9 protein-coding genes are annotated in these 12,465 nt (G+C 58.3%); 5 read left to right on the top strand and 4 right to left on the bottom strand.

Annotation, left to right across the window (positions count from 1 at the left end):
• The first annotated feature begins 25 nt into the window (after positions 1–25).
• The 5 genes from CQ020_RS01670 to CQ020_RS01650 all read left to right on the top strand — a co-directional run bounded on the left by CQ020_RS01670 (position 26) and on the right by CQ020_RS01650 (position 4,926).
• Positions 26–1,330, top strand: coding sequence for an MFS transporter (locus CQ020_RS01670; RefSeq protein WP_105690253.1), 1,305 nt, complete (start codon positions 26–28; stop codon positions 1,328–1,330).
• 5 nt (positions 1,331–1,335) lie between these two features.
• Complete coding sequence (locus CQ020_RS01665) at positions 1,336–2,034, top strand: fumarylacetoacetate hydrolase family protein (protein ID WP_105690252.1); 699 nt, start codon at positions 1,336–1,338, stop codon at positions 2,032–2,034.
• Positions 2,031–2,921, top strand: a complete 891-nt coding sequence (locus CQ020_RS01660; protein ID WP_105690251.1) for a polysaccharide deacetylase family protein — start codon at positions 2,031–2,033, stop codon at positions 2,919–2,921. The genes CQ020_RS01665 and CQ020_RS01660 overlap by 4 nt, the downstream gene beginning before the upstream one ends.
• A gap of 200 nt (positions 2,922–3,121) precedes the next feature.
• Positions 3,122–4,060 (top strand): alpha/beta fold hydrolase, encoded by a 939-nt coding sequence (locus CQ020_RS01655; protein ID WP_181151719.1) that lies wholly within the window; start codon positions 3,122–3,124, stop codon positions 4,058–4,060.
• Positions 4,061–4,104: 44 nt separating this feature from the next.
• Positions 4,105–4,926 carry an alpha/beta fold hydrolase gene (locus CQ020_RS01650; RefSeq protein WP_105690407.1) on the top strand — a complete coding sequence of 274 codons (822 nt, stop codon included), beginning with the start codon at positions 4,105–4,107 and terminating at the stop codon, positions 4,924–4,926.
• 615 nt (positions 4,927–5,541) lie between these two features.
• On the opposite strand, the gene CQ020_RS01645 is transcribed toward CQ020_RS01650, so the two are convergent.
• The 4 genes from CQ020_RS01645 to CQ020_RS01630 form a co-directional block, all read right to left on the bottom strand.
• Positions 5,542–6,924 (bottom strand): O-antigen ligase, encoded by a 1,383-nt coding sequence (locus CQ020_RS01645; RefSeq protein WP_105690250.1) that lies wholly within the window; start codon positions 6,922–6,924, stop codon positions 5,542–5,544.
• Positions 6,925–8,463: 1,539 nt separating this feature from the next.
• Positions 8,464–9,084, bottom strand: coding sequence for an LPXTG cell wall anchor domain-containing protein (locus tag CQ020_RS01640; RefSeq protein ID WP_105690249.1), 621 nt, complete (start codon positions 9,082–9,084; stop codon positions 8,464–8,466).
• 177 nt (positions 9,085–9,261) lie between these two features.
• On the bottom strand, positions 9,262–11,139 hold the full coding sequence (locus CQ020_RS01635; RefSeq protein WP_105690248.1) for a DUF4012 domain-containing protein: 1,878 nt from the start codon (positions 11,137–11,139) through the stop codon (positions 9,262–9,264).
• A 3-nt stretch (positions 11,140–11,142) separates the two neighbouring features.
• A complete protein-coding gene (locus tag CQ020_RS01630; protein ID WP_105690247.1) occupies positions 11,143–12,456 on the bottom strand; it encodes a UDP-glucose/GDP-mannose dehydrogenase family protein in 1,314 nt (437 codons plus the stop codon).
• Between the last annotated feature and the right edge of the window lie 9 nt (positions 12,457–12,465).

The following is a 12,465-nucleotide window of genomic DNA, read 5'->3' as shown; positions in this document are numbered from 1 at the left end:
TACTCACCTAGGAAGGCAATCAACGATGATCAGCCAGAATCACTCGCAACCACTACCCACCCAACGGCCACCAGACGCAGCTAAGCCGGTCAAGGGAGCCTCGGGTTCCAAAGCGGCTTTGCTCATGTTCGTCCTTATTCTGCTCGCGTATTCGGTCAATGCCATGGACCGGATGGTCTTTCCAGTCCTCTTGAGCGAAGTCAGGGCCGAGTACAACTTCGGTCTTCCGGAAGCGGGATTGCAATCGACCCTCTTCGCCCTGGGCATGGGGCTCACAGGTATCCCGGCCGGTATCGCGCTGAGAAAGGTGAACCGAAAGTATGTCCTCGTGGCAGGCACTGTCCTCTTTTCGATGGCAACAATTCTCACAGTTGTCAGTTTCGGTTTCTGGGACATGCTGGCATGGCGAGTGCTCAGTGGGGTTGGAGAAGCCCTTCAACTCGTCGCGATTCTCACGGTGGCCACACACGCTTTTCCACGCCACCGAGGCATCGCCATCGGTTCAGTCAATGTCGCTTTCGCCACCGGCGCTCTGATTGGGCCCAACCTCGGGGTAGCGCTTCACCAAGCCTACGATTCGTGGCGTGCCCCCATGATTGCCTTCGGGATCATAGGTCTGGTGGCGGCAGTACTCGTCGTCGTGTTCGTGCGCTCTTCCTTCACCGAACAAAAGTCGGCCCGGGAAGTAGTTCACTATGTTGGGGGCGCCACAAGCTTCTTGAGCCGAAATCCGCTCATCCTTGCAGTCATTACTGTGATGTTTGGCCTCATCGACTTTGGCTACATAGGAATGTACGCGAGCTTTTTGATCGAACATCTTGGACTGAGCCAAGCCGACGCCGGACTGGCGATGGGCCTGTCAGGGCTAGCCGCATTTGCCTCGCCTTTGGGCGGTTGGCTGGTTGACCGGCTGACCCCAAAGATTGCGATTACGGCACTGAGCATCGCTCAAGCCGTGTGTGGCATCGCCCTGTTTACAGGTCCTGCAACGCTCGCGTGGCAAGCGACATGGTCATTTCTTTTCGGGCTGGTGGCCAGTTCAGGACTGTACGTAGGCCTGGTGGCTTCCCTCGTCAAGAGCATGAATGAGACGCACTCTTCACGGGCATCCGGCCTCTTCACAACCTGTATTTACAGTGCGGCTGGCTTCGCAGGCCTCGTCTTCAGCCTGATCGTCGGGGGAGTCGGGTGGAGCACCGCTGGGCTGATTCAAATCAGCGGCCTATCCATTGCCTCCGCAGTTCTTGCTCTCGCCTTGCGTAACCAGGAGTTCAGCAAACTTGCCCCGCTTGATCGCACTACCACCCCACAACCCAAAACTCAGGAGTAAGAGACATGCAAGCACTTTGGACAGAAGCCCCCGTACTGGTCCCAGTCGCAGGCACGGACTCCGGCTTCCCTGTGCGCCGGATCTACTGCGTCGGAAGGAACTACGTAGATCACATCCGGGAAATGAAAGAGGGCGACGAACGCGACGACCCGTTCTTCTTTCAGAAGCCAACGGACGCAATCGAAGTGGACGGCTCAACCATTCCTTACCCACGGGCAACAGAAGATTTCCAGTTTGAAGGCGAGCTGGTCATTGCTGTCGGGAAGTCGTTGCGCAACGTCGATGCTGCGGACTCGATGGAAGCCATTTATGGCTATGCGGCAGGAATTGACCTGACTCGCCGCGATCTACAGAAGGCCTCCGTTTCTCAGTCCCGTCCGTGGGAGCCCGGTAAATCATTCGACAGATCGGCCCCGTGCGGCCCGATTCTTCCCAAGCATTCCGTTCAGAACCTCGAGAACGCAACCCTGGTACTCCACGTCAACGGCGACGAGCGGCAGCGTACAAGTCTCCATCTGATGATCTGGTCCGTTCCCGAAATACTCTCGCGTCTTAGCCAGCTCTACACGCTCGAACCTGGCGACCTGATCTTTACAGGCACCCCGGCCGGGGTCTCAGCGGTGAACCCCGGCGATCAGATCAGTGTTGAAGTAACAGGACTTCCGACCCTTAGCGTCACCATCACCGACCAGGAGGAATCATGAAACCAAGCGAACGCCTTGACTACAGCGCAATCGTCGACCGCCCACATCGAGTACTCCCTGACGGGAAGAAGGTAGCGGTTTGGGTCATCGTCAATATCGAAGAATGGAATGACGACGAAGCCATGCCCCGCACCGTCCTCACGCCCCCTGCGGGCGGGATACCAACACCCGATGTCCCCAACTGGTGCTGGCACGAATACGGGAACAGGACGGGATTCTGGCGCCTCCTCAAAACACTCGACAAACATGGCATCCCGGTAGCGCTTGCTATCAATGGCAAAGCGGTAGCAACTTACCCTGCGATCTCGAACGCTGCTATTGAGCGCAATTGGGAGTTCATCGGACACGGCTTCGGGCAAAAGAACATGCAAAAAGTGCCTGATGAGAGAGAAGACATTCGGCTCACCACCGAGGCCATCCGCAAAGCAACAGGCCATGCACCGCGCGGTTGGCTTGGTCCCGGCCTGACGGAGACTTGGGAAACCCCCGACATCCTTGTGGAAGAAGGATACGAGTACGTCTGCGATTGGGTCTTGGACGATCAGCCGGTGGAACTCAGGACCAGAACCACGCCCATCACAAGCATCCCCTACACACAGGAATGCAACGACGTGGCAATGATGCTCATCCAACACCATCCCGCCCGCGAGTATCTCCAACGGGCCAAGGATCAGTTCGACCAACTGGCCGAGGACGCCGAAGACTCCGCAAGGGTCATGGCACTGGTTGTGCACCCTTACATCATGGCGGCACCTCATCGGCTGAAGTACTTGGACCAGGCACTCACCCACATCCGCGCCGATGAACGATCAGTCTTCATGACAGGCGGGCAAATACTGGACTGGCACCGCCAGACCTCAACACACGAGGCTATGGCAACCCTGTAACGGAGTTCGTGAACATCAGCGGATCAATCATTAAGGCGCGACGACGGCGGCAAGACGGCGCCGTCGTCGTCGCCCTGTTGGACTACCGCGTGTACCGCCAAAGGACTACCCAAGTGAACACCTGGGGGTGACGCGCCCGCGGCCCCACACAAGCGAGGCTGGATCCTAAGGGTACATGGTGTGCCCTGGGAGAGGCACGGTTGAAGAGGTCTGTTAGGAAGTTGCTGGTCAGCGTCACCGCAGTTGGTGCCGTGCTGGCGGTCGGTTTGGCCACCACCACTGTGGTGAATGTGGTGGCGAGCGAGGGGGAGAGCCACCGGATCGAGTCCTACGGGCAGAGGGTCGCGGTGGACGGTGGCCAGATGAACGTCCTGATCACCGGGGCAGGGCCGGAGAACGTGGTGCTTCTGCCAGGGTTTGGAACGGCGTCGCCTGTGTTGGATTTCGGGCCATTGGTCAAGGACCTTGCTGCGGATCATCGGGTGATTGTGGTGGAGCCCTTCGGTTACGGACTCAGCGATGGCACGGACAAGGAGCGGACCACGGAGAACATTGTGCAGGAGGTTCATGGTGCACTCGAGGCTCTGGACGTTGACCGCTACACGCTGATGGGCCACTCCATCGCCGGCCTCTACGGGATCGACTACGCCAGGCGTTACCCGGAGGAAGTGACGGCGTTCGTGGGCATCGATACCAGTGTCCCCGGACAACCCGGCATGGACACCCAGTTCCCGACGGGCCTGATGTCCGCGGCGAAGAACCTCGGCCTGCTCCGGCTGATGACCGCCATCGCTTACGCCAACGACACCTCCGTCAACTACACCGACCACGCCCGTGAGCAGATGCAGATGCTCAGCAACCGGAACTCCCTCTCAACCACGTACCTCAACGAGATGGGCCACATCAAGAGCAACTTCGAGAATGCTCTGGGTACGGGCTTCCCGAAGGATCTGCCGCTGCTGTTGATCGTGGTGGCGGAGAACAAGCAGGTCCCGGAATGGCTCGAGCTGCACCACCGCCAGGCCGCGAGCGTCACCAACGGCACCGTGGTTCCCCTCCCGGGCGAGCACTACCTCCACCACACGCACGCGGGGGAGATCGCGGATGGGGTCAGGGAGTGGGAGGCGGAGCGGGGGTAGGTCTTATCTTCCTGTCAGAGGCGGGGCGAGCGTACGCTGGGGCCATGGAGGCCGAGGTCAGGACCGTCTCTTTGAGCACCGGGATCAGCGTGCCTTGTTTCGTGCAAGGGAACCTTGAGCAAACAGCCGACGACGGCGACGCGCCACTGCTGCTATTGCATGCGTGGGGTGAATCCTGGCGGAGTTTCGATCGCCTCATTGCCTCGCTTCCGACGTTCGTCATTGTGGCGCCTGATCTGCGAGGGCATGGTGATGCGGACAAACCCGACAGCGGTTACGCACTTTCCGACGTTACCGGGGACGTCGTTGCTCTGCTGGATGCCCTAGGCGTCAAACACGCACATGTCCTGGGCTCATCCAGCGGTGGTTACGTTGCACAGCACCTCGCTGTCACTCATCCGGATCTTGTTGCATCTCTGACGTTGGTAGGCGCACCCCTAAGCCTGCATGGCAAGCCACCATTTGCGAACGAGGTCGAGGCACTCAGCGACCCAATCTCAGAAGGCTGGATGCGCGAGTCTTTGGCGTGGTACCGACTGCTGCACGCCGTGCCGACCTCCTACATCGAAGACCGAGTCCAGGACGGGCTCGCTATGCCAGCCTTAATCTGGAGGGCGTCCCTGCGGGGTTTTTACGAGGCCGTTCCTCCGACGGAAACCGGCGATGTCTCCGTCCCCACACTTATGCTCTGGGGTGCCCACGACCACCTCGTTCCGCGGCAACATCAAGAAACTCTGGCTGGCCGCATCAAAGGCGGACGATTGAAGATCTACGAGGACACCGGTCACCTGGTGCTCTGGGAGTGTCCGGAGCGAGTGGCAGAGGATGTGACGAGCTTCCTCGGAGAGCGGCCTAAGGGCCCGTAACTTTGCGGAACGTTTGGACGCCGCCTTTGAATCGCGTGTCCTACGCTCGACAACGCCATTGCCGCCGCTGCTGTTCGTGGTGACGCGGGAATGGTCAGCCTCTACTCCGCGCTTCTGGGTGCTGGGTACGCCATCGCGTTGTCCCGAATGCACGGCAACAACTGGGGCAGCCAAAGCGCCGTTGATGGCATCGTGAGGGTCTACAAGTACGCACGTGACCGGTTCGCTATCGGAACGATAGCTAATGCTCTGCCAGTCCATAGGGTGGGCTCGCTACTAACACGGCCTTGGCTCAGCGAGTGCTCCCAGGCGTCGCCGGCGCGGCGCTGATCCACCCAGTGACGAACCTCGCCAACATGTACGGCTCCCGAAGCTTCAGTGGTGATCTGCACTGGAAACCACGATGACATCAGCCACTTCCAGCCTGCTGACCTCTTGGCGTTCTACGCCCGCTGCCTCGGCTCCTAGTGGGTGCCAGGGCACTTCATCTCTTCGACGCAAGCGTCGGAGCAGAACGGGTCCACGGCATCATCCCGTAGGGGCGTGCTGCATTCTGCGCATTGTCCTTTGCGGAGCTTGCGCGTGGTGTTTCAGCGTGTGAGAAGTCCCCACTAGTCATGAGGTAAGGGTAGCCAGTTCCTTGTCAGGTGCTACTGGTTCGGGTTCTTGGGGGCCAGTTTCTGGCATCCTTGCGAAAGCGGCACCGATCAGGAACCAGACAGTGAACCCAACTACAGGCCAGGTGAACAGGTCGAAGATCATGCCTGTGATGGCAACGGCAAGCAGCAGTATTCGTAGCGTGGTTGATGCACGCCGGAAAGCCACGATCATCATGATGACCAAAAGGGCCAAGCCGAGCAACCCATTCTGGGCGAATGTGAGCACGTATTGGTTATCTACGGCGGCTAGTCCGTCACTTTGCAGGAGACCCTCGGAGTAGAGCCGGGGTGTAGCTGCGCTGCCGTCGCCGAAGAGCACCGCGAACGTTCCCCGGTAGTCGAAGAGTCGGCCAACGGATTCAAGCGCTCCCACGCGGTGGAAGACCGAACCTGTGGTGACGATCTGTTCGAACTGTTCCAGCAGGAAAGGTGCTGCGATAGCGAGCCCACCCAGACCAAGCAGGAAAAGTATGGTCAGTCGGTTGAGCAGCCTAGGAAGCGCTACCGTCAGCACCGACAGCAAGACAAACAGAATGATTGCGTTGCGGCTGCCTGAAACGAACACGCCGACGCCCATCAGAACGAAGAGAGCGAATCGGATAGCAGGATGGAATGCCTTTGTGCGGAGAAGCGTCAACGCCCCAAGAACCAGCATGAACGCAAGCGGCAACGGGTGACCAAAAGTTCCCTGAGCACGGGGAATGCCAGACACGAGCTCGTTACGCATCCATGTGGAAGTGCCATCAGTGAGAATGCGCCCACCCCGCCACAACGGAGCGCTGAGCTGCAACACCTCGAACACAGCAAGCGCGGCCTCCGCCGCCGTCGCAAGGATAAGTAGCTTCGACACGATAGGCCAGGCTTTGAGCTTTGCTGCGGCCGCCGCGAAGACGACCGCCGTGCCAGCTACCAGGAGTTCCAGCCCGTAGAACAACCACTCGTTGTCATCGGGGACCGCCGAGGTGGCAATGAAGCCGAGGATGAAGAACACAATCGTCAGGCCCACCAGCGCGCCCGGCGGCGCAACCCTTACCCGAAGAGCCACCGCAACGGCTGTGGCGACGAGGACAGCGGCGATGCCAACGCGGAGGACATTATCCGCTTGGGTGAGTCGAAGGATCGGTACAGCCATGAGCGCCACCAGTGCGAGGCCGAAGTGAGCGGCGAAAAAGCGCTCAACCTTCCAGAAAAACGACCACAGGAATACGCCGACACCTACCAGAGCAACACCGACCAGAGGCTGCACAGCCAGCGTGGCTGTGACCACAGCGGCAATCAGGAACGCGCCAACGTACCAAAGCGGAGTTGTCCTGTCGATGGCAGGTTTGAGTCCGGGCAAGTTTCCCCCATGTGTCGGATGTCCAGTCTTGATTCTAAGGCCCACTCACAAGGGCAACATAAGACCGGTTATGCGTGGCTTCATAAGCAACCCTCAGTTTTGCGGCGTAGAGAGACTCCCGTGAGCTTTGGGTGCTAGGCGGCAAGGACAGGCCCTCGGGTAACCGTCCAGCACGAATAACGGCCGTTGCGGGGCGGATGGCTGTAGCAGGCGCGCAGTGAGTTCTGGAAGCTAGTGATTGGTCAGAACGAGAGCGACGGTCGCGATTGTGACGATGAGCAAAACTGCCAGCCCGGCGTAGGCTGGCCACCTTGACTTCGTCTTGTGGGGGTTGATGTCGACGTAAGGCATACGCGGTCCTTTCAATGAACGGCACGATTCTGGGCGCGTGAAAATGATCGGTCCGTGCACGATTGTTGGGGCAGTGGCACGCCCCTGTTTGGGCAACAGTGGATGGGGCGTGCCACCCGCATCATCATAAGGCTACTTTCCAACATTCCTGAATGTTTCGTGTGAAACTTTAATGCCCTGACTAGTTCCTGCGGAAGGGTTCGGTGGGTGCTCTCGTCGAGGTGGAACCCTTCCAGAAAGCGCCTACGGGGTGGGGACATTTCGGAAATCGCAGGCCAGGACCTTGCGGGCGTCCGCAGTTTGGTTGAAAAACATAGCCTCGAGGGTGCCGCTTCAAATTTAGCGGTCATCGGTCGTTATACCTTTACTGGCGGTCTTCGAGGTCCTTGGAAACACTGCACCAGGACTTGGAATGAAATTCAGTTGACTGATGCGTTGCAGATGTTAGCCGCTGTTGAAGGCATAGGTTCAGGGACCTGTCTCGTCTGTCAGGTGACCTAAGCCTTCGCAGGTGCGGCGACTTTGCTCTGAGTTGCTAGGCGTGCCGATGCGATCCCAATGACAGCACCCACGGGATTAGTGACTACATGCTGCAAGCTGAAAAACGCGCTGAAATGAAGAGAAACTGACTGGGCTCCATGGTGCTGAGTGAGCGCACCGACGCGGCCAACTCCCAAGCCCTTGGGGGAAAGCGACCGAAACGAAGAATGCGAGTGAAATGAATCTAAGTACGTTGGCAGAGGCCTCCAGGAAACTGTATCCGAGTCACTCAGGCATTCCATGCCTGTGTAGGTAGCGCACCACAGACGGAAGCGTGCCTTGCATTGGCTTGCGCACTGGGGCCGAGCCAGAAGCCTATCGTCACCAATCAACCCATCAGCGCAATTCTCAACGCAGTGGGTTTTCTGATGTCTGCCTCAGTATGTGCGGGCGATAGCCCAGGCAGTGACCCCAATGGTTGCTACAACTAATAGTCCTAACAACACATACTTTGGAAACTCCTGCGTTACTCGTAGTGGTCGCAGGGCCGGAACGTTCAGGGCTGTACGCCACGTTCGCCTTCTCCAATGTCGCCCCATAATTCATACGAGTACCACAGTGAACAGGAATCGGGAAGATGGCAAACCAAAAGGGTGGGTTGCTGGCGAAAAAATGGCCAGCAACCCACCCCCGAGTGGTTGTCCTGAATTAGGCGGAAACCTCAGAGCCCTTTGCGCGACGGCGAGCTACGACGACGGATGCCGTTCCAGCTGCCAACGCCCCTGCGCCCACGAGGGACCACAGGATGAGGCTAGAGTCTGCGCCGGTGTTGGCCAGCGGAACTCCGCCGGTGTTCGCCAGTCCAGTTCCCGTGCCGGCGTTACCGCCAGTGTTGGAAAGTGCAGCGCCGCCAACGACTACCGTTACAGGGCCGACGGTGACGCCGGACGAGTTACCAGTTGCGGTGACTGCGTAGGCGCCGGGTTCGTTGATAACGATGGGAGCCGAGAACGCACCGTTTCCATCGGCCGCGGCCGACAGGGTGGAAGGAGCCAACGGGATGCGAGCGGAAACTGAGAGGCTTCCGGCCGAAACATTGCTGCCGCTAGCGGCAGGGCTTCCTGTCGGCGTTACGGTGATCGTGATGCCTTCGCCCGGGGTAAAGCCCGTGCCACTGAAGACAAATGCTTCGCCAGGCGCCACGGAGGCGTCGGAAACAGCGACCGAGGTATTGGGTGCCGGGTAATTGGCGTTGTTTGCTACGGCCGGAACTGCGCCGAGAAGTGCGATGGAACCTGCGAGCGTAAGCGCTGCGAGAGATTTCCTCATGTGTGTCCCCCCTGAGACCTTTGGTGGTGCGACGTGGTGGTGTTGGAGATTCCCGAGACCCTACGAGACCGTAAGTGAAATCCCATTATGCTGCCCACCTAGAACTTACCATTCAATGCAAGGTGGCTGCAAAGAAAATCCATACCCGTTACAAAGGATTAACGTGGGCGTCTTTCCCTATTCACAACGGGACGCATCTGTGGCCTGGATCACATCTTTGAAAGGCTGCGTTGTCGGTGTTACAACCAAATTAGGTTCCGCGTGCTGGACGATGTGCCCGAAATTAAACTCCAAGGCTGTACTTTCGCCTGGAGCCACTCTGACTGTGGAGGTGCCTACGGCCCGCTGGCTGTGGCGCTGTGCTGCGAACGGGATCTTCTGACCGTCTTTGACAACTGTGTCAATATTCGACAGCACGGGACCATAGGCAACGATATTGGTTTGGACTGTACCCGCTGGGACACCGAAGGCTCCTGCTCCAGTCACATATTGTGGCAAGGAGGTCGCAGCGTCGGCAGGGGCGGTATTTGTACTAGTAACCTTCACCGTTACTTCTCGATATCCGTCCCGTGTACAGTCCTTCACCACTTGCACCGTTCGCTTCATCCAGTAGTCCATTTTTGCTCCGGTGCCATCGTTGAAATAGACGCCAAACTGGGCTGGTGAGACCGAGTTACCTGCGATTGTTCCACTGAGTGTGTAACGGCTGATTTTGGACTGTTCTTCAGCGGAGTTGGACCAGAGAAGTATGCGACGTTCCTCGACTCCCTTCGTAACGGCTGCGAGGAGTTTCTTAGCGTCCGTTTTTCCGGAGGATAGAGCAGTGAAAACCTCATTGGCTGCACCTGCGAAGTAGACATCCTGATCTTTTGGTTCTTCGATCTTGGCGTAGGCATCCGACAATAGCGTCTGAACAACGTTTCTTCCCGTCAGTTGTTGTGGCAGATCTCGACCAATCTGCCTAACTAGCGGGTCTGTGACCTCGACCGGGCCTGTGGCCTCGAGGATAAAGCTCAGCGCTACGGGGTCAAGTGACAAGACTCCGTCTAGTTGTTCTCCCGTGCTCTTTTCCCACATCGCACGAGCTGTGCTGGCCGACGTTGCGAAGTCGGGGGTCAGGTTAACGTCCTGCATAAACTTCCCCAGCCTAGCCGTGTAAATCGCCCGCTGTTCATCCTCAACGGCCACGGGCGGAACAAAGGATCCCAGAGCTGTAGCGCTTGTTTGCGACTCCAATTCCAGTGCGCCCTTGTCGACTTTCAGAACCGCCAGGGCCCCAGGGATCCCTCCGGTTGCACGGGATTCTGCGTTGTTCTGCATGAGTAGTAGATATCTGCGTGGACCTTCAGCCCCGAGCATGTCAGGCGCGAGGGCGGCCACGTCCGATGCGGAATTCAGGTCGCCCTGCAGGGATGACAGTTGGCTGCGTGCGTCCACCAATGGTTCTGATACCTGAGGTAGCAATGTGTCAGCATCGATACTGTTGAGTCGATCTGCGGACTCGCGGATTGTGCGTGCCGCGGCCTGAACTTTAGGTGCGGCGGCTTTGAGTGGTGCGAGATCCATGCCAGAGGAAGTTGGGGTTAAAGCCTTCCAATCTAAGGACTGAAAGGCCGTGACCAACGGCACCGCGCCCAACTGTGCCACGTCATCAGCGGTGGTGGCCACCTCGCTAACTGCTTCAAAGTTTGGTCCCAGAAAAGGGAGAACTGATGCAAACCTCCAGACAGGGTCTGACGCTGCGGTTCTAGCAGTTTCGGTGTGCTTGACCATTGATTGAACCGCAGCCTCGGCTCCGGCCGCGTCATTGGAAGCAAGTGCGGCTTTCAGTTGAGGGACGATTTCGGTGGCGGCTTGCAGTTCGCTCTTCACCGATAGCGCTTTAGAGCCCAACCATGCTGTTGCGCCAAGGAGCAATACGACTATGGCTGAGACCACGACCCCGGCAACAACAAAACGGCGTCGACGTTGGGCCTTCAATCTTCCCTGACGGCGAGCGTCCGATTTGGCCGCATCGTGTCCGTGCTGCTGTTCTTGATTTCCCTCGGTACTCATCGACTACGGCCGACCAAGACCACGGTAGTGCCAACCAGCGGCCCGCCACTTCGCTGGATCAAGAACATTTCTCCCGTCGAGAATACGAGGCTCCGCCACATACTGTTTGACCGTATGCGGATCCATATCGCGGTATTGCTGCCACTCTGTGAGTAGAAGGAGAGCATCGGCGTTCATGACTGCTGTCTCTGCGTCTTCCACATACTGTAGTTCGGGGAATCGGCGGGCAGCGTTAGCCAGTGCCTTAGGGTCGCTGACCGTCACCACTGCCCCTTGCAACTGCAGCTGTGCAGCGATGCTCAGGGCCGGCGAGTCGCGGACGTCGTCGCTTTCGGGTTTGAACGCAGCGCCCAACACGGTAATTCTCTTTCCGAGCAAGCTGCCGCCACACAACTCCCGAGTCAGCTCAACGACTCGAGTCCGTCGACGCATATTAATGGCATCAACCTCGCGGAGGAACGTCAGTGCCTGGTCAGCGCCTAATTCTCCAGCGCGAGCCATGAAAGCACGAATATCTTTAGGAAGGCAACCTCCTCCGAATCCGATACCGGCGTGGAGGAACTTGCGTCCAATTCGGTCATCCATGCCGATAGCGTCGGCCAGCTGAGTGACATCTGCTCCTGCGGCTTCGCAAAGCTCCGCCATGGCGTTGATGAACGAGATTTTTGTTGCAAGGAATGAATTGGCGGCTGTTTTTACGAGCTCTGCAGTCGCGAGGTCGGAAACCAGCCGGGGAGTCCCCGCAGACAGGGGCGCGTCGTAAACCTCATCCAGGATGGCGACCGCCGGGTGATCCTCAGAACCATCGGCGACACCGTAAACAAAGCGATCTGGATTGAGCGTGTCGGATACCGCATGGCCTTCACGCAGGAACTCAGGGTTCCAAACGAGGTGCGCATCTGGTTGAACTTCAGTGATCACTCCAGCGAGACGAGAGGCTGTACCAACTGGAACAGTTGATTTCCCAACAACTACGTCCCCTGCGGAAAGATGCGGCAGAAGAGACCTAAGAGCGGCGTCCACGAAGCTCATGTCAGCGGCGTTTTCCCCCTTCTTTTGGGGTGTGCCGACGCAGATGAAGTGAACGTCGCTCCCAGCAGCTGATGCCATGTCTGACGTAAAGGAGAGACGGCCTGTTTCTTGGACCTCCTTAAGAAGGTCTTCAAGTCCAGGCTCATAAAAAGGGGCAGTTGCCGCGGAGAGCTCAGCGATTTTGCGCTCATCCACATCGATGCCGACGACGTGGTGGCCCAATTTTGCCATGCATGCGGCATGAACTGCACCAAGGTAGCCGCAGCCAATTACTGAAATACGCATTGTGAGTCG

This window comes from Arthrobacter sp. MYb23 (assembly GCF_002979775.1).
Taxonomy (GTDB): domain Bacteria; phylum Actinomycetota; class Actinomycetes; order Actinomycetales; family Micrococcaceae; genus Arthrobacter.
Note: the sequence above shows the minus strand (reverse complement) of the source record. Positions and strands in the feature narration are given on the sequence as shown.

Excerpts from the sequence above, each read along its gene's own strand:
- CQ020_RS01630 (WP_105690247.1), bottom strand. The coding sequence starts at position 12,456 with ATGCGTATTTCAGTAATTGGCTGCGGCTACCTTGGTGCAGTTCATGCC.
- CQ020_RS01660 (WP_105690251.1), top strand. The coding sequence starts at position 2,031 with ATGAAACCAAGCGAACGCCTTGACTACAGCGCAATCGTCGACCGCCCA.
- CQ020_RS01665 (WP_105690252.1), top strand. The coding sequence starts at position 1,336 with ATGCAAGCACTTTGGACAGAAGCCCCCGTACTGGTCCCAGTCGCAGGC.
- CQ020_RS01635 (WP_105690248.1), bottom strand. The coding sequence starts at position 11,139 with ATGAGTACCGAGGGAAATCAAGAACAGCAGCACGGACACGATGCGGCC.
- CQ020_RS01640 (WP_105690249.1), bottom strand. The coding sequence starts at position 9,084 with ATGAGGAAATCTCTCGCAGCGCTTACGCTCGCAGGTTCCATCGCACTT.
- CQ020_RS01650 (WP_105690407.1), top strand. The coding sequence starts at position 4,105 with ATGGAGGCCGAGGTCAGGACCGTCTCTTTGAGCACCGGGATCAGCGTG.
- CQ020_RS01670 (WP_105690253.1), top strand. The coding sequence starts at position 26 with ATGATCAGCCAGAATCACTCGCAACCACTACCCACCCAACGGCCACCA.